17 protein-coding genes and 1 tRNA gene are annotated in these 15958 nt (G+C 64.6%); 11 read left to right on the forward strand and 7 right to left on the reverse strand.

Going from position 1 to position 15958, the window contains the following annotated elements; all coding sequences use genetic code 11:
• Positions 1–233: 233 nt before the first annotated feature.
• Positions 234–1646: a type I glutamate--ammonia ligase gene (gene glnA, locus VFA60_04120; GenBank protein ID HZQ90957.1), complete on the forward strand. Its 1413-nt coding sequence runs from the start codon at positions 234–236 to the stop codon at positions 1644–1646.
• Between the two features lie 127 nt (positions 1647–1773).
• Here the strand turns inward: glnA and VFA60_04125 are convergent, their stop codons facing one another.
• Positions 1774–1992 carry a hypothetical protein gene (locus VFA60_04125; GenBank protein HZQ90958.1) on the reverse strand — a complete coding sequence of 73 codons (219 nt, stop codon included), beginning with the start codon at positions 1990–1992 and terminating at the stop codon, positions 1774–1776.
• 162 nt (positions 1993–2154) lie between these two features.
• On the opposite strand from VFA60_04125, the gene VFA60_04130 reads away from it, so the two are divergent.
• Positions 2155–2352, forward strand: coding sequence for a hypothetical protein (locus VFA60_04130; protein ID HZQ90959.1), 198 nt, complete (start codon positions 2155–2157; stop codon positions 2350–2352).
• A 61-nt stretch (positions 2353–2413) separates the two neighbouring features.
• A complete protein-coding gene (locus VFA60_04135) occupies positions 2414–2674 on the forward strand; it encodes a UBP-type zinc finger domain-containing protein (GenBank protein ID HZQ90960.1) in 261 nt (86 codons plus the stop codon).
• 121 nt (positions 2675–2795) lie between these two features.
• Here the strand turns inward: VFA60_04135 and VFA60_04140 are convergent, their stop codons facing one another.
• On the reverse strand, positions 2796–3719 hold the full coding sequence (locus VFA60_04140) for a DUF5996 family protein (GenBank protein ID HZQ90961.1): 924 nt from the start codon (positions 3717–3719) through the stop codon (positions 2796–2798).
• A gap of 149 nt (positions 3720–3868) precedes the next feature.
• Between VFA60_04140 and VFA60_04145 the strand changes: the two genes are divergently transcribed.
• Complete coding sequence (locus VFA60_04145) at positions 3869–4459, forward strand: hypothetical protein (GenBank protein HZQ90962.1); 591 nt, start codon at positions 3869–3871, stop codon at positions 4457–4459.
• A 10-nt stretch (positions 4460–4469) separates the two neighbouring features.
• Here the strand turns inward: VFA60_04145 and VFA60_04150 are convergent, their stop codons facing one another.
• Complete coding sequence (locus VFA60_04150) at positions 4470–4970, reverse strand: TlpA disulfide reductase family protein (protein ID HZQ90963.1); 501 nt, start codon at positions 4968–4970, stop codon at positions 4470–4472.
• Between the two features lie 34 nt (positions 4971–5004).
• On the opposite strand from VFA60_04150, the gene VFA60_04155 reads away from it, so the two are divergent.
• The 6 genes from VFA60_04155 to VFA60_04180 all read left to right on the forward strand — a co-directional run bounded on the left by VFA60_04155 (position 5005) and on the right by VFA60_04180 (position 9569).
• On the forward strand, positions 5005–6168 hold the full coding sequence (locus VFA60_04155; protein ID HZQ90964.1) for a glycosyltransferase family 2 protein: 1164 nt from the start codon (positions 5005–5007) through the stop codon (positions 6166–6168).
• 31 nt (positions 6169–6199) lie between these two features.
• On the forward strand, positions 6200–6610 hold the full coding sequence (locus VFA60_04160) for a 6-carboxytetrahydropterin synthase (GenBank protein ID HZQ90965.1): 411 nt from the start codon (positions 6200–6202) through the stop codon (positions 6608–6610).
• 13 nt (positions 6611–6623) lie between these two features.
• Entirely contained in the window at positions 6624–7046 is a 423-nt protein-coding gene (locus tag VFA60_04165) for a 6-carboxytetrahydropterin synthase (protein ID HZQ90966.1), read from the forward strand.
• Positions 7047–7096: 50 nt separating this feature from the next.
• Positions 7097–7696, forward strand: a complete 600-nt coding sequence (folE, locus tag VFA60_04170) for a GTP cyclohydrolase I FolE (GenBank protein ID HZQ90967.1) — start codon at positions 7097–7099, stop codon at positions 7694–7696.
• Positions 7686–8432, forward strand: coding sequence for an SDR family NAD(P)-dependent oxidoreductase (locus VFA60_04175; protein ID HZQ90968.1), 747 nt, complete (start codon positions 7686–7688; stop codon positions 8430–8432). The genes folE and VFA60_04175 overlap by 11 nt, the downstream gene beginning before the upstream one ends.
• A gap of 204 nt (positions 8433–8636) precedes the next feature.
• A complete protein-coding gene (locus VFA60_04180) occupies positions 8637–9569 on the forward strand; it encodes a hypothetical protein (protein ID HZQ90969.1) in 933 nt (310 codons plus the stop codon).
• A gap of 105 nt (positions 9570–9674) precedes the next feature.
• Here VFA60_04180 and VFA60_04185 read toward each other — a convergent pair whose 3' ends face one another.
• The 4 genes from VFA60_04185 to VFA60_04200 all read right to left on the reverse strand — a co-directional run bounded on the left by VFA60_04185 (position 9675) and on the right by VFA60_04200 (position 13143).
• The gene (locus tag VFA60_04185; GenBank protein ID HZQ90970.1) at positions 9675–10931 is read right to left on the reverse strand and encodes an ABC transporter permease; all 1257 of its coding nucleotides are present in this window, start codon (positions 10929–10931) and stop codon (positions 9675–9677) included.
• Positions 10931–12187, reverse strand: coding sequence for an ABC transporter permease (locus VFA60_04190; GenBank protein HZQ90971.1), 1257 nt, complete (start codon positions 12185–12187; stop codon positions 10931–10933). The genes VFA60_04185 and VFA60_04190 overlap by 1 nt, the downstream gene beginning before the upstream one ends.
• Positions 12188–12764: 577 nt before the next feature.
• Positions 12765–12841: transfer RNA gene (locus tag VFA60_04195), tRNA-Arg, on the reverse strand.
• 74 nt (positions 12842–12915) lie between these two features.
• Positions 12916–13143, reverse strand: coding sequence for a hypothetical protein (locus tag VFA60_04200; protein ID HZQ90972.1), 228 nt, complete (start codon positions 13141–13143; stop codon positions 12916–12918).
• A gap of 129 nt (positions 13144–13272) precedes the next feature.
• On the opposite strand from VFA60_04200, the gene VFA60_04205 reads away from it, so the two are divergent.
• Positions 13273–15786, forward strand: coding sequence for a heavy metal translocating P-type ATPase (locus tag VFA60_04205; protein ID HZQ90973.1), 2514 nt, complete (start codon positions 13273–13275; stop codon positions 15784–15786).
• Positions 15787–15958 lie beyond the last annotated feature (172 nt).

Below are 15958 nucleotides of genomic sequence, written 5' to 3' on the forward strand. Positions count from 1 at the left end.
CATTATGGCCGACATAAAAACGTTTGATTTCACAATCCGGCACCGAGCGGTTATGGTCAATTCTGTGCTCCTGCGGTTGGAATCCGCCGGCGCACATCCTCAGCGTGCTTCCATGAAATTTGGCGGGCGCGGCAACGGCGGCAACCGGTATTGGTGTTTGCGGCGATGTCGGCCCAGTGACCACCAGCCTGGCGAGTGTGAGCTTGCGGGCAAACCTTCAAGGAGAGCTTTACATGGCTGATCCGAAACAGGTAATGGAGTTTGTGAAGAAGAACGGGGTCAAGCTCCTCGATCTGCGCTTCACCGACCTGCCCGGCATCTGGCACCACGTTTCGTTCCCGATTGACCAGTTCAGCGAGTCGTCGTTCGAAGACGGCTTCGGCATGGACGGCTCGTCCATCCGCGGCTGGGCCGCCATCCACGAGAGCGACATGCTGCTCATCCCCGACCCGGCATGGTTCATGCTCGATCCGTTCACCGAGGTGCCCACGCTGGTGATGGTCGCCGACGTGATTGACCCGGTCACCAAGCAGCGCTACGACCGTGACCCGCGCTACATCGCCAAGAAGGCCGAGATGTACCTGAGCTCGACCGGCCTGGCCGACACGGCCTACTTCGGCGCCGAGGCCGAGTTCTTCATCTTCGACAACGTCCGCTTCGACCAGAACGTGAACGAGGGCTTCTATCACATTGACGCGGAAGAGGGCCGCTGGAACTCGGGCCGCTCCGACAACAACCTCGGCTATCGCCCGCGCTACAAAGAAGGCTACTTCCCGGTGCCGCCGACCGACCACTACCAGGACCTGCGCACCGAGATGACCTTGACCATGCAGAACTGCGGGCTCGAGGTCGAGTGCCACCACCATGAAGTGGCCACCGGCGGCCAGACCGAGATCGACCTGAAGTTCAATTCGCTGGTCCGCTCGGCCGACAACATGCTTCTGTACAAGTACATCGTGAAGAACGTCGCCAACCAGTACGGCAAGACGGTGACGTTCATGCCCAAGCCCCTCTTCCAGGACAACGGCAGCGGCATGCACACGCACCAATCGCTGTGGAAGGGCGGCAAACCGCTCTTCGCCGGCGACGGCTATGCCGGGCTTTCACAATTGGCGTTGTGGTACATCGGCGGACTGATCAAGCACGGGCCGGCGCTGGCCGCGATCATCGCGCCGACCACCAACAGCTACAAGCGCCTGGTGCCGGGCTTCGAGGCGCCGGTGAACCTGGCGTACTCGCGGCGCAATCGCTCGGCGGCATGCCGCATCCCGATGTATTCGGCGTCACCCAAGGCCAAACGTGTGGAGTTCCGCCCGCCTGACCCGAGCTGCAACCCGTACATGGCGTTCGCGGCGATGATGATGGCGGGACTGGACGGCATCGAGAACAAGCTCGATCCCGGCCAGCCGCTCGACAAGGACATCTACGATCTGGGCCCCGAGGAGCTGGCGAAAGTCCCCTCGATGCCCGGATCGCTGGAGTCGGCGCTCGACCACCTGGAGAAAGACCACGCCTTCCTGCTCAAGGGCGACGTGTTCACCGAGGAGCTGCTGAACACCTACATCGACTACAAGCGCTCGAAGGAAGTGGACGCGGTCCGTCTGCGCCCGCATCCCTACGAGTTCGCCCTGTATTACGACATCTAGTCGGTGTGCGCAGGCCCGGACGTTCCGTCCGGGCGCCGGGCGGAAGCCCGGCGCACACCAGCAGATGGAGCCCGGCCGCCCTCGGCCGGGCTTTTCTTTCAACGAAAATGTGCGCGCGAACGGCCGTCTACGCGGACTTTTTCCCGAACACGCCGCCGAGCTTCTCCTTCATGCCTTCCACCGCCCCGGCTTCGCCGCCCTGGCCGGCAATGTGGTTCTCCAACTGGCTTGCCACCGGCGCGGGCAGGCGCTGCTTGAGGAACTCGATAACGGTTTGCGCGGCCGAGCTTGCCTGGCTGTCGTTCAATCCCACGCGCGACTTGAGTTGCTCAATCAATTCATTCATAGCTGGCCTCCTTAGCCATCAGCGTTCGGATGCAAATCGGGGCCGCGAGGTGCTCCGGGGCGCGTGAGCTGACGCTTCGTCTCGACGACGTCTTCCAGTACTCAGATTGCGCAGCGGCGCAGTGCGGCAGGCAAGCGGCTCAGAGCATAGAATGGCCGATGCATGTCGCTCTATTTCTTCCGGTTGCGTCTTTCCGAAGCGCGCCAGCGCTGGTTGGCGCGTGTTCGTGCGTGGCTGCGCCGGCGTCGGGCGAGTCCGCCGCCCGATCCTTATGCCGACGTGCTCGCGCCGCTGCGCCGCGGACCGCGTCCGCGGAGTGGAGCGGCCGCCGTCGCCGAGCCGGATGAATTCGAGCCCTGAGCCGGGACGCGGCGCGGGTGCATCCATTGGTTGGTAGCCGACTCGGTAGGAAGGGAACTCAATGGCCGAAACCTGCACTCATCTCGACCAGATCAAGAAGGTCACGCCGTCCGCCAAGGGCTGCGAGGACTGTTTGAAGATTGGCGACACCTGGGTCCATCTGCGCTTGTGCCTGAGCTGCGGACACGTGGGCTGCTGCGACTCATCGAAGAACAAGCACGCCACCCAACACTTCCATCACTCCAAGCACCCCATCATCCAGTCGTTTGAGCCCGGCGAGAACTGGCGCTGGTGCTACGTGGACGAGCTGTTCATGGAGTAATGGCTTGTTCACCGCAGAGACCCAGAACTTGGTGATTTGGCGAATTCGTGACCTGGCGACTTGGCTGATGCGGGCGTGGTCGTTGTATCTGAAAACACCAAATCGCTAAACCACCAAATCGCTAGATGCCTGAACGTTCCAGCGCGGCCCGGTCCCACTTCCCAAGGCCGGCGGCGGCTTCGTAGGTCTTCTGGCAGAAGTCGAGCAGCATGCCGCGCGGGTCGGCGGCGTTGCGGACGTCTTCGTACATCAGCAGGTACTCGTTCAGGTCTGAGCTGTAGAAGCCGGGCGAGTTCACGGCCGTCTTGAAGCCATCCGGCTCGGGCGCGGCGTAGGCGTAGAAGGCTGCGTCTTTTACGGGGCCGCCGCCGGGCCACCATCCAACGCTGGCGCACTCGTGCGAGTAGGCCTCGCGGGTGAGGAAGTCGGCGCCGGGGCGCTCGGGCGCGCGGCGTCCGCTGAAGCGCGTTACCGCCAGGTCGAAGCTGCCCCAGAAGAAATGCACCGGGCTGCATTTGCCGATGAAGCGTCCGCGAAACTCGTGCAGCACCGGCCAGCAGGCCAGCAAAACCTGCCAGAAGCAATGCGCCTGATCGGGTTCGTAGCTGGCGTGCTCCTCGTCGCGCTCGAAGGGAACCGGGTCGGGAACTTCCTGCGGCATCGTCCGGATGTTGACGTTCACTCCCAGCGCGCGCAGCGTGCTCATGAACTCGCGATAGAAGTCGGCCACCGAACGGGCGTAGAGACGCATGGCGCGGCGCTCGCCACGGCTGCTGCGGAAGCGCAGCTTGTGCTCGGTGAAGTCGAACTCCATCTCGAAGCTGCCGCCGTGGTAGGGGATGGCGCTGCTGGTCAGGCCGCGCGAGGTCACGTAGAGCGCGCTGTGCCAGAAGTGGTTGACCGGGGGCGTGAGCTCGGTGCGCACCTTGCCGACCATCTGCGTCCACATGTGGAGCGTGGCGCGGGTCGGCTCCCACTCTGCCAGCGGGAGTGCCGGCCAGAGTTCGGGCACGGCCGAAGGAAGCGGAACACGCAGGGCGGACACAACGCCTCCGAACAACCCGTGATTTTACAGGGAACCACGATCTCACGTGCGGAATGGCGCGCCAAAGGCCCGCTTTGGCGGATTTCGCTTTGTTGCTTGACGCCCTCACCATGCGGGGTGAGAATGCGCGCGCTGTTCAGGAGGATGAGATGAGAACCCGCCACTTCCGGCCATCCCTGGGTTGGGTCCTGCTGCTGTTCACGGCCCTGGTGAGCTGCCAGAAGGCGGAGACGCCTACTCAGGCGGCAGCCCCGGCGCCACCGCCACCGCCGCCACAAACATCGCAGGGGAAGCTGGTGCGTGCCGAGCTTTCACCGAAAACGAAAGTTCGCGTGATGTACCTGACGGTGAACGGGCTCAAGACAAGCACCGACGACAAAGAAGCCGCCAAGGGCAAGACGTGGGTGGTGCTGCACTTCGACGACAAGCCGCCGCTGGAGAAGAAGAAGTCCGACGGCGTGGTGAAGCTGAGCAGCAGCGGCGACCGCGGCCGCCTGGAGGCCAAGGACAACTCGGCGACCGACGAGCCCAATCTCTTTCTCACCGACGCAGCCGGCGCCAAGTACACCGACTGGTACTTCTTCCAGGAGAAGAACTCAAAATCAGCGCGCATTGCCTTCGAAGTTCCGCAAGGAGCCGGCGGGCTCGTGTTTCACGACGGCGCCGACAAGGCATATCCGATTCAGCCGGTGGCCGCGGCCCCGGCGCCGGCCCCAGCGGCTGCCGGAAGCGCTAAGTAACGGCGCCCGATCAACGAGCGGCGCGGCGCTCGGGCGACAGCCTGGTCAGGTAGTCCATGATCTCGGGTGTGGTCCAGTTCACCGGGCCGATGAATTTGCGCCGCATCACGCCCTCCGAGTCAATCACGTAGGTTTCCGGGAACTTGAAGGTGCCGTAGAGGGTGTTGCTGGCCTGGCGCGGGTCGCGGACGGTGAGCAGGTCGATGTTGTACTTCGTGAGGAAATTGCGATAGGCGTCGGCGTCCTCGTCGGTGCTGACGGCGAGCACCACCACGCCCTTGTCGCGCAACTGCCGCTGCATGGCCATCAGCGATGGCATTTCTTCGATGCACGGCGGACACCACGTCGCCCAAAAATTCAGAACCACCGTTTTGCCGCGAAGACCGCTGAGCGACACGCTTCGCTGCTGATCATTGACCGTGAAATCGGGCGCGGGGGAGCCGATCTTGGGCGGGGCCGTGCCGCGATCGCAGGCGGAAGCGAGCAACAGAAGCGCGATTGCGGCAGCCACACGGCGCACAAACGTATAATAACAACTTCGCCTCATGCCGCCGCAGCCGCCAGGACCGCCTGCATCGCGCCGCAAGCAGCCGTCGTCCGCGGCAGAAGATGCGGCGGCGCCGCTGGTTTCGGTGGTCGTGCCGGCGCGCAATGAGGAAATCTCGATCGGCGAGTGCCTGGCATCACTAACGGACCAGAATGGCGTTTCCTGCGAGATCATTGTGGTGGATGACGATTCGAGCGACGCGACGGGGGAGGTCGCGCGTTCGTTCCCGGGCGTGAAAGTGATCGCGGCCGGGCCGCTGCCGGCCGGCTGGAGCGGCAAGTCGAACGCCTGCGCCACCGGCGCACGGCAAGCGCGCGGCAAGTGGCTGCTGTTCACCGACGCTGACACGGTTCACCTGCCTGGTTCGCTGGCGCGCGCCGTGGCCGAAGCGGAGAATTGCGGCGCCGATTTGCTGTCTTACTCGCCGGAGCAGGTGACCGACACGGTGTGGGGGCAGGCGGTGATGCCGGTGATCTTTGCCGAGCTGGCGGGGACCTATCGTCCGCGCGAGGTTTCGGACCCGGCATCTGCCGCGGCCGCGGCCAATGGGCAGTATTTGCTGATCACGCGTGAAGCCTACGACGCAGTGGGCGGGCACGCCGCCGCAGCGACGACGCTTCTGGAAGACGTGGAGCTGGCGCGCCGCGTGAAGCGCAGCGGCCGCCATTTGCAATTCCGCTTCGGCGGCGATGCGGTGCGCACGCGCATGTACCGCAGCTTTGAGCAACTGCGCGAGGGCTGGACGAAGAACCTGGCGCTGCTGTTTCCCGAGGCCGAAGAACTGGCCGCGCGCCGCGGACTGGAGTTTGCCGCCATCGTGGGCGGCGCGGCCGTCGGCGCATGGGCGGCCGCCAGCGGACGCCGCGGCCTGGCCATCGCCTCAGGCGCGCTTGCGGCCGCAGCTTACGGCAACTTTCGCCGGCGCATCCACCGTGCCCATGCCGGCGGCCGCGCCGAAACGCTGGCGCTGCTGGGGCTGCCGCTGTTTGCGTATCTCCTGCGGCGGTCGGCGCAACGCTACGCCGGCGAGGGCGAGGTTACCTGGAAGGGAAGAAGTTACTCCGCACAAACGGCGGAAAGACTCACCGCCGGTGAAGGCGGGTTCCGCGGACCAATTCACGAAGCCGCGGGCCCGCCGAACTCATCGGTCATGAGTGACTGAAATCCGCTCGAGTGTCTGGAACGTACTCAATATGGTGTATCTCACGCGCAAAGCCGAGTTCTCCGCGTCGCACTACTATCACAACCCGGAATTTTCGCCGGAAGAGAACCGCCGCGTCTTCGGTAAGTGCAATAACCCCAACGGACACGGCCACAACTACACGCTCGAGGTCACGGTCAAGGGCGAGGTGGACCGCCGCTCCGGGTTTGTCGTGGACCTGAAGGAGCTGAAGGAAATCCTGAACCGCGAAGTCATTGACGCGCTCGACCATCGCTTCCTGAACAAGGAAGTTGCCGAGTTCCAGCACGCGATCCCGACCACGGAGAACCTGGCGATCGCCATCTGGAAGCGGCTGGCGACGAAGTTACGCCGCGCGCAACTGCATCGGGTGCGCGTGTACGAGACGCCCGACCTGTTCGTGGACTTCTTTGGGGAAAGTTGAATCGGGGAGAAGCATGAAGGCGCACCTGACACGGCGTTATCTGTTTTCCGCGTCGCACCGGCTGCATAGCCCGGAGATGAGCGAGGCGGAAAACCGCGCGACCTACGGAAAATGCAATAACCCATTCGGGCACGGGCACAACTACAAGGTTGAGGTCACCGTGGCCGGGCAGGTCGATCCCAGGACCGGGATGGTCTGCGACCTCGCCGACCTTGACGCCGCCGTGCAGCGCGAAGTGCTGGACCGCTACGATCTGGAGAACCTGAACACGCTGCCCGAGTTCCAGCGGCAGGTGCCGACCACGGAAAACCTGTGCGTGGCGATTTACGATGCGCTGCGGAGCAACTTCAAGCCGGCGCAGGTACAGCGCGTGCGGATCGAAGAGACCATGTTGAACTCGTTTGAGTACGCCGGCGGCGCGGAATTGCCGCGGTGAAAATTGCATCATCTGCGGCGCCTGGGCATCCTGTAGGCTGAGAGAAGACGATGAAGGAAACCCGCGAACCCGCCACGCTGACCTCGGCTTCCACCGACGAACTGCTGCGCGAACTGCTGGTGCGGCTGGGCGAAGACCCCGAGCGCGATGGACTGCGCCGCACGCCCGAGCGCATGGCCGCGGCGCTGAAGTATCTGACGCGCGGCTACCAGGAAGATCCGCAGAAAGTGCTGAACAACGCGCTGTTCAAGGTGTGCTACGACGAGATGGTCATCGTGAAAGACATCGAGATGTTTTCCATGTGCGAGCACCATCTGCTGCCGTTTTTCGGGAAAGTGCACGTGGCGTACATTCCCAACGGGAGAGTTATCGGCCTGAGCAAGCTGCCGCGGCTGGTGGACGTCTTCTCGCGCCGTCTACAGGTGCAGGAGCGGCTGACGAAGCAGATCGCGGAAACCATCCAGAAAGCGATCGAGCCGCAGGGTGTTGGCGTCGTGATCGAAGCGCGGCACCTGTGCATGATGATGCGCGGGGTGGAGAAGCAGCACTCGTCGGCGGTGACGTCGAGCATGCTGGGCTGCTTCCGCGACGAGCAGGAAACGCGCCAGGAATTTCTCTCCCTGATCCGCGCCAAGTCGAATGGCATCTAAGCGCGCCGGAAAAAACCAGGCCGGGCGGCTCGCCGGAAAAGTGGCGGTCGTGACCGGCGCCAGCCGCGGCATCGGACTGGCCATCGCGCAGGCGCTGGCGGCCGAGGGCTGCGCACTGGCAGTTTCCAGCCGCAATCCCAAGTCACTCGCAGCAGCTTCGAAGCGAATTCACGGCGGGCGCCTTCTCACTCTGGCATGCGACGTCCGCGCGGCGGGATCGGTGGATGCGTTCTTCGCCGCCGTGCGCCGCGAATTCGGACGCGTCGACATCATGGTGAACAACGCAGGCATCGCCCACACGATGAAGCCCGTGGAGGAGCTCTCGGTCGACGCCTGGCAGGACGTGATCGCCACCAACCTGACCGGGACGTTTCTGTGCACGCGCGCGGCGCTGCCGCTGATGCGCGCCGGCGGCGTGATCGTGAACAACCTGTCGATCGCCGCGGGCACCGTGTTTGCCGGCCTTTCGGCCTACGACGCCTCCAAGCACGGCGCGCTCGGCTTCACCAATACACTTCGCGAGGAGCTGCGCGGGCGCGGCATTCGCGTGCTCGCGCTGATCACCGGCGCGACCGACACCGATATCTGGCAGCAGTTCATGCCCGAAGCCGACCGCAAGACGATGATGCGGCCCGCCGCCATCGCGGCCATGGTGGTGGAGGCGATTGCCCTTCCGCCTGACGCCCCGGTCGAAGAAATCCGCATGATGCCGCCCCGTGGGACGAACCGTAACTGACATCCGTTGCGTCCTTAGTGTCCCTTTGTGTTTTTGCCGGTTGGCCGGTTGTTTTGCCTCGCGCACGAAGTCCCGCGGCCCTCGTTCTAAGGTAACCACCTCACAGGCTGCGAGTCCGTTCCCCGAGGGTGGGGTTTGCGCTACAGTAATGCAGCAGCAACGGCAAAGAACGGCATCTGAAAGGGCAGGAGCAATCACTCTGTGATGAAGCGCATGGTATGGACGGCAGTTCTGTTGGCCATGGCGGCGGCGCCGGTCTGGAGCGCTTCGCTGGGCTCCTCGGCGCGCACCATCATCCCGAGCGAAGTGCAACAGATCATCTCGGTGGACTACCGCGCGCTGCGCTCCTCGTCGACGGCGATGGCGCTGAAAGAGCGTGTCCTGCCCGAGAACCTGAAGCAGTTCGAGACCGCGCTGCGCGGCATGGGACTCGACCTGGACCAGGACGTGGACCAGCTCGACTTCATCTCGTTCCGCGACGGCTCGACGCTGCACACCATCGGCATCGCGCAGGGGCAATTCCCGACCACGCAGTTTGCGCGCCGCATGGCAGTGCGCAAGGTGAAACCGGCGAAGTACCGCCTGGCGGACCTTTATCCTGCCGCCAGCGGCATGCAGATGACGTTCCTTGATCCGGCCACCATGCTGTTCGGCGACGCGGCCTCGGTGAAGCTCGCGCTCGACACGCGCGATGGCGAACTACCCAGCCTCAACACCAACTCGCGCATTGCCGACCTCATGGGCGGCATCGAGGACGGCACGGTGTGGAGCGTGCTCGACGCCAACGGCACTCAGAACATGATGCGCTCGGCGCTGGGCGACGCCTCGCGGCTCGCCGATTACGACACCGTGAAGAAACGCCTGGTCGGCTCGCGCTACACCATGAACTTCAGCGGCGGCGTGAATCTCGACCTGGACGTTTTCACCAGCGACTCGTTCACCGCCGGCGCGCTTTCGTCGCTGGTGAAGGCGGGAGTGCTCTACCGGAAGCTTTCAGCGACGGGCGTCGAAAAAGTGGCGCTCGACAGCGTGACCGTGAACAACGACAGCGACAAGCTGCGCCTGCGCTTCAAGACCGACGACAGCCGGTTCGAGTCGCTGCTCAAGTCGGATTTGTTCGCGGCTGTTTCGAAGTAACAACCCTGCTCTGGAGAGAGGAATGGAAACATTCATAGAGATAACAATTATTATCCTCTGATAATACTTATCTTCTAATAACTGCTACATTCTTCGTCCTGCTCACTACTCCGCACGCAACGCGTCCACCGGATCGAGTTGCGCCGCCTTCCATGCGGGAATGATGCCGGAAGCCACGCCGACCGCGCTCAGAATCATTGTAGAAATAAGCATGATCATGGGCGATGCACGCAGGAAAATGTCGCCTTCGTGGTTGGCGGTCTTGAACTGCTCGGAGTAGAGCGGCATCGGCGGTATGGCATAAGCGAGAATCACAGCCAGCAGCAGCCCGCCCATGCCGGCCGCGAAGGTAAGGGTGAACGACTCGACCAGGAATTGGGCGAGCAGATCGCGGCGGCGCGCGCCCAGCGCCTTGCGCAAGCCGATTTCGCGAACGCGCTCGGTCACCGAAACGAGCATGATGTTCATCACGCCGATCCCGCCCACGCCGAGCGTGAAGGCGCCGATCAGCCCGAGCAGCGCGTCGAGCGCGAGGTTGAACTGCTGCATTTCCTGCGCATTTTCCACCGTGTCCCAGTCGGGCGTCGCTTTGTCGTCGCGGGGATCGAATTGGTGCCGGCGGGCGATGACGGCGCGCACCGCCTCCAGCGCCCGCTTGTGCTGGTCGGGCGCGACCGGCTGGAAGACGATCATGTCGGGATCGCGCGCGTTGGTCACTTCGCGGTAGGTCTCGAAGGGCAGGAACGCGTTCCAGTTGTCAGGTCCGTTGTTGGATGAGTCCTGGATTTTCAGCCGCAAAACGCCGATCACGGTGAACGACTGACCGCGCAGCGTGACCTGCTGGCCCACCGGCGGCAAGCCGCTGAAGATCTGCCTGGCCGCCTGCTGACCAAGAATCATCACCCGGCGGTGCTCGACGAAGTCGCCTTCTTCGAAGTAGCGGCCGTCTTCGACCTCGAGCCGGCGCATGCTGCCGTACGGAAGCTGGATGGCCTTGGTGGAGATCGAAATCACTTTGTTGCCGTACTTGTAGCCGAGCACGTCGTCGGTTTCGGCGCTGACCGCCTTCACGATCGGCACCTCGTCGCGAACCGCCTGCACGTCTTCGTACTTGAAGCGGACGCGGCGGCCGGCGCGCTGCCCCCCGGCGTGCATGCTGGTCTGCCCGCCCCAGATCATGACCACGTTGTTCCCGATCCCGAGAAAGGCCTGCAGCACGCTCTTGCCCACTCCTTCGCCGTAGGCCAGCAGCAGCACCACCGTGACCAGTCCCCAGGCGATGCCCAGCATGGTGAGCAGCGAGCGCATGCGGTTGCGCGTGAGCGCTTCCAGCGCCTGCAGCATGGCCTCGCGCAGCTGCATTACTCGTGCCTCAGCGCCTGGATGGGGGTGAGCGCCGCGGCGCGTTCGGCGGGATACATCCCGGCGAAGATGGCGATGGCCGAGAGCGTAGCCAGCGATGCCACGATCGCCGTCGTCGAGACGGCGGGCTGCGGGATGAAGTCGGGCAGCGGTACTGAGCGCATGACCAGACACAACCCGATTCCCAGCGCAAAGCCGAGCGCGCCGCTGATGGCCGTGAGCGTGACGGCTTCGGCGAGGAAATGTTTGCGGATATCGCCGCGGGTGGCGCCGATGGCCTTGCGCACGCCGATTTCGCGCGTGCGCTCGGTGACGGTGACCAGCATGATGTTCATCACGCCGATGCCGCCCAGCGCCAGCGTCATCACCGCAACGCAGCCGAAGAAGAGGGTCATCACGCTGAAGATGCGCGCGGTCAGCTTGGAGCCGGCGAGCGTGTCCCACACAAAGAGCGCGTCTTTATCGTGCGGCTCGAAGTGGTGCGCCTGGCTGAGCACGCGGTAAACCTGCTTCATCGCTTCTTCGTGCTGCTCGGGGTCGGCAACCTCCACCACGATGTTGTTGATCCAGCCGCGCGTGATGCCCGGGCGCTCCGGCGGCGGATAATCGCGCGCCATCGCCGAGTACGGCGCGAACAACTGCGTGTTATCGGGGCCGGAGCCGTAGCTGCCGTTCTGCTTCTTTTTTTCCAGCACGCCGATCACGCTGTAGGGCTGGCCGTTCATCATCAGCGTCTCGCCCACGGCGGGTTTGCCGGGGAAGAGCTGATTGCGCGCCTCCCAGCCGAGCAGGACCACGCGGCGCGCCTGGGCCTCGTCTTCGTCGTTCATCAGGCGGCCCTCGCTCACGCTGAGCGAGCGGAAGCGCTGATACTCGGGCCACACGCCGCGCACGGGCCGATTCGCGGCATTGTAGCGGCTGACTTCGGGCACGGAGCGGCGCAGCTCCGGGCTCACCGTCTTGATGAGCGAGCAGCGTTCTTTGATCAGGTAGGCGTCGTTGATGCTCAGCCGGACGGGGCGGCCCGCCGCGTATCCGCCCGCCTGCGAGCTGGTGCGTCCGCCCCAGACGATAGCGATGTCGGTGCCGATCGAGCGCATGCGCTTTTTCTGGTCGAGATTGAAGCCGATGCCGAGCCCGACCAGCAGGATCACCGACGTAATGCCCCACACAATCCCCGCCATGGTGAGCACGCTCCGCAGCTTGTGCGCGGAGATGGAAGCCAGCGTCTGGCGCAGGATTTCAGCAAAGTTCATGTCAGGCTGACGTTCGCCGGCGTCGTCAGATGGACGGCCGGCGCAATGTACGGTTAGCAGAGCAGGACAGTTCTCAGTTGCCGGTTGTCACTTGAATTCGGACGGTTGGAAGCTCGGTTGAAGATGAGCGGGGAGGTCGGCGCACCGAGTGTTAGGCCGAAAGCCGGCGGCCGAGGGCCGAGGGCGCTTTCTCAAAACAAAAAGCAAAGGAGCGCTCAAGAATAACCTCTGGCCGAAGTACTCTCGAGAGCGCTCCCTTGCGCGCCACTTCGTCTGGCCGTCTAAAGAGCAACGGTCATGCCATCGTCTGAGCTGTGTTCCGCATTGAAAACACGGCACTTATTCAGCATCAACCCGGGTTGCGCAGAAGCCCGCGAGTAGGAATTTCAGGCGCGGGGAAAGATTTACGTGAAAGCGGAATTGATGGTCCTTCCCCCTGAAGCGGCTGGCTGATGAGAATAATCACCGGGCCCGAATCGCGCTGATCGCAATCGGCCTCACCGCATCGGTAAGGGCAATCAGTTTCGCCTCATCCGCGATGATGGCTGGGGCACCGGTTGTGCAGATGATGAAGGAATGGCGCGCCCTGAGAGATTCGAACTCCCGACCTTCTGGTTCGTAGCCAGACGCTCTATCCAACTGAGCTAAGGGCGCGCTGCAACCGCGGCGGAAACACTTGATTATAACAAACGTTGCCGCACGCCCTCGCTGAAGCCGGGAGCGGGGACCTACACCAGCGCCACTCTCTCGCGCAGGTCCACGCCCGCGCCGCGCAGCAGGGCGGCGATTGAGTCGGCGCTGAGGCGGCTGGCGTCGAATTCCACGCGGATGGTGCGGCGCTGCTCGTCGAAGACGAGGCGGCGCACGCCGTAGACTTCGCGCACGCCGTCGAGCGCGCGCATTTGCGGCTCGTCGGGCGGGACGCCGTAGCGGAACATCACGTCGAGCGTCGTCATGTGGGAAAGTGCGGCCGATGAATCTCGCCGCGGCTGCCTCGAATCTACTACAGTGGTCCGCGGCTGTGAACCAAAACCGGCCCACGGCGGAGATCGTGGAGAACGCCGAGCACCAGGATTCATAAAACTATGGAGCATCATCACCACATCGCGGAGCACGGAGGCGCGGCGGGGCCGGAACGACAGACCGACCCGGTGTGCGGCATGAAGGTCGCGCCCGAGCGCGCCGCGGCGACCGTTGAGCACGCCGGCACGACGTACTACTTCTGCGCGAAAAGCTGCGCGCAGAAATTCCAGGCAGATCCGCAAAAATATCTCGCGCCGAAGCCCTTCGGGCCGCAGTTGGTAGCGCTCGGCGCTGCGAAGCCGAAGCCATCAGCGCCGGAAGCGCCGGCGGCGCCTGGCGTTGCTTACGTCTGCCCCATGGATCCGGAGGTCCGCGAGCCGCGGCTGGGCGCATGTCCCCGGTGCGGCATGGCGCTCGAGCCGGAGATGCCGGTGGCAGCCGCCGAGCGCACTGAGTACACCTGCCCGATGCATCCGGAGATCGTGCGCGCGGAGCCGGGATTCTGCCCGATCTGCGGGATGGCGCTGGAGCCGAGAACGATCGCCGCGGCCGCCGAAGAAAATCCCGAGCTGCGCGACATGACGCGCCGCTTCTGGGTGGCGGTCGCGCTGGCCACGCCGGCGGTGCTGCTGGGCATGTCGGACCTGATCCCCGGGCAGCCGCTCCAACACCTATTCGGCATGCGCGCGATCGGATGGATACAGCTGGTGCTCTCCACGCCGGTCGTGCTCTTGGCGGGCGCGCCGTTCTTCGAGCGCGGCTGGGCGTCGGTCCGGAACCGCAGCGCCAACATGTTCACGCTCATCGCCATGGGCACAGGCGTGGCGTACGCGTACAGCGCGGTTGCAGTGCTCGCGCCGCAGATCTTTCCACCCGCGTTCCGCGAAAACGGCACGGCGCCGGTGTACTTCGAGGTCGCCGCGGCGATCACCGCTCTTGTGCTGCTGGGGCAAGTGCTGGAATTGCGCGCACGCAGCCAAACCTCGAGCGCCATCCGCGCGCTGCTCGACCTGGCGCCGAAGACCGCGCGGGTTTTGCGTGATGACGGCGGCGAGCAGGACATTCCGCTTGCGCAGGTGGTGAAGGGCGACCGGCTGCGCGTGCGTCCCGGCGAAAAGATTCCGGTGGATGGCGTGGTGCTCGAGGGCGCGAGCGCGGTGGACGAATCCATGATCACGGGCGAGTCCGTCCCGGTGGACAAAGGTCCGGGCGACAAGGTGGTGGGCGGGACGCTGAACGGTTGGGGCGCGCTCCTCATGCGCGCCGAGCGCGTGGGCAGCGAGACGCTGCTGGCGCAGATCGTGCGGCTGGTGGCGCAGGCGCAGCGCAGCCGCGCTCCGATCCAGCGGCTGGCCGACCGCATCAGCGCGTGGTTCGTGCCGGCGGTGATCGTCATCGCGGCGCTGAGCTTTGCCGGCTGGATGCTCTGGGGGCCCGAGCCACGCTTGGCGCACGCGCTGGTCGGCGCCGTCGCCGTGCTGATCATTGCGTGTCCGTGCGCTTTGGGATTGGCCACGCCGATGGCCATCATGGTGGCGACCGGGCGCGGCGCCTCAGCCGGAGTGCTGATCAAGAACGCCGAGGCGCTGGAGCGCTTCGAGAAAGTGGACACGCTGGTTGTCGACAAGACGGGAACGCTCACCGAAGGCAAGCCGCGCCTGGTTTCAGTAATCGCGGCGGCGGACCAGGACGAGAGGGAACTGCTGCGCCTCGCCGCCAGCCTGGAGCGCAACAGCGAGCACCCCCTCGCCGGCGCCGTGGTTGCCGGCGCGCGCGAGCGCGGCGCCGAGCTGGCGGAGCCCGAGCGCTTCGAATCGCTCACTGGACGCGGCGTGACCGGCCGCGTACTCGGCAGGGAAGTAATGGTTGGCAAGCAGGAAATGATCTCCGCGACCGTCGCAGGCGCGACGGCGCTGCTGCGGCGCGCTGAAGAACTGCGCCGCGAAGGCCAGACGGTGATCTTCGTCGCCGTGGATGGCCGTCCTGCCGGACTGCTCGGGCTGGCCGATACGCTGAAGCCCTCCGCCGCCGAAGCAGTCCGCGCGCTGCGCGCCGAAGGCATGCGCCTGGTGATGCTCACCGGCGACAACAGCACCACGGCCGCCGCCGTGGCGCGTTCGCTCGGCCTGGGCAACGGCGAATTCCAGGCGGAAGTCGCGCCCGATCAGAAGGCGGCCGCAGTGAAGCGACTTCAGGAGCAGGGCCGGCGCGTTGCCATGGCGGGCGACGGCATCAACGACGCGCCCGCGCTGGCGCAGGCCGATGTGGGCATCGCCATGGGCACCGGCGCCGACGTGGCCATCGAGAGCGCCGACATCACGCTTCTCAAGGGAGACCTGCGCGGCACGGTGCGCGCGCGCCGCCTCAGCCGCGCGACCATGCGCAACATCCGCCAGAACCTTTTCTTCGCGTTCGCTTACAACGCGCTTGGCGTGCCCGTCGCCGCCGGAGTGCTGTATCCCTTCTTCGGACTTCTGCTCAGCCCGATCCTGGCGGCGGCGGCCATGAGCTTCAGCTCGGTTTCGGTGATCTCGAACTCGCTGCGGTTGAGAAAGGCAAATCTGGCCACCGATTGACACGGACTTTCACCGATCAACCCCAAGCTCTTTCTGAGTTGTCTTGAAACGCGCGTTTTTGATCCGTGAAGATCTGTGAAAATGGGTGGCAATCGAGTCCCCGCGATCTCTGCGTACTCTGCGGTGAGAGTTTTTCCCGGTGCTATCCTTGGACCGGCCCGCACCGTGTCCA

The sequence above is a fragment of the Terriglobales bacterium genome (genome assembly GCA_035651995.1).
In the GTDB taxonomy this organism is placed as follows: Bacteria; Acidobacteriota; Terriglobia; order Terriglobales; family Acidobacteriaceae; genus DASRER01.

What these genes read in the sequence shown, in the direction of transcription:
- VFA60_04190 (HZQ90971.1), bottom strand. Translation starts at nt 12,187, where the DNA reads ATGAACTTTGCTGAAATCCTGCGCCAGACGCTGGCTTCCATCTCCGCG.
- VFA60_04125 (HZQ90958.1), bottom strand. Translation starts at nt 1,992, where the DNA reads ATGAATGAATTGATTGAGCAACTCAAGTCGCGCGTGGGATTGAACGAC.
- VFA60_04180 (HZQ90969.1), top strand. Translation starts at nt 8,637, where the DNA reads ATGAAGCGCATGGTATGGACGGCAGTTCTGTTGGCCATGGCGGCGGCG.
- VFA60_04130 (HZQ90959.1), top strand. Translation starts at nt 2,155, where the DNA reads ATGTCGCTCTATTTCTTCCGGTTGCGTCTTTCCGAAGCGCGCCAGCGC.
- VFA60_04145 (HZQ90962.1), top strand. Translation starts at nt 3,869, where the DNA reads ATGAGAACCCGCCACTTCCGGCCATCCCTGGGTTGGGTCCTGCTGCTG.
- glnA (HZQ90957.1), top strand. Translation starts at nt 234, where the DNA reads ATGGCTGATCCGAAACAGGTAATGGAGTTTGTGAAGAAGAACGGGGTC.
- VFA60_04135 (HZQ90960.1), top strand. Translation starts at nt 2,414, where the DNA reads ATGGCCGAAACCTGCACTCATCTCGACCAGATCAAGAAGGTCACGCCG.
- VFA60_04165 (HZQ90966.1), top strand. Translation starts at nt 6,624, where the DNA reads ATGAAGGCGCACCTGACACGGCGTTATCTGTTTTCCGCGTCGCACCGG.
- VFA60_04200 (HZQ90972.1), bottom strand. Translation starts at nt 13,143, where the DNA reads ATGACGACGCTCGACGTGATGTTCCGCTACGGCGTCCCGCCCGACGAG.
- VFA60_04175 (HZQ90968.1), top strand. Translation starts at nt 7,686, where the DNA reads ATGGCATCTAAGCGCGCCGGAAAAAACCAGGCCGGGCGGCTCGCCGGA.
- VFA60_04205 (HZQ90973.1), top strand. Translation starts at nt 13,273, where the DNA reads ATGGAGCATCATCACCACATCGCGGAGCACGGAGGCGCGGCGGGGCCG.
- folE (HZQ90967.1), top strand. Translation starts at nt 7,097, where the DNA reads ATGAAGGAAACCCGCGAACCCGCCACGCTGACCTCGGCTTCCACCGAC.
- VFA60_04155 (HZQ90964.1), top strand. Translation starts at nt 5,005, where the DNA reads ATGCCGCCGCAGCCGCCAGGACCGCCTGCATCGCGCCGCAAGCAGCCG.
- VFA60_04185 (HZQ90970.1), bottom strand. Translation starts at nt 10,931, where the DNA reads ATGCAGCTGCGCGAGGCCATGCTGCAGGCGCTGGAAGCGCTCACGCGC.
- VFA60_04160 (HZQ90965.1), top strand. Translation starts at nt 6,200, where the DNA reads ATGGTGTATCTCACGCGCAAAGCCGAGTTCTCCGCGTCGCACTACTAT.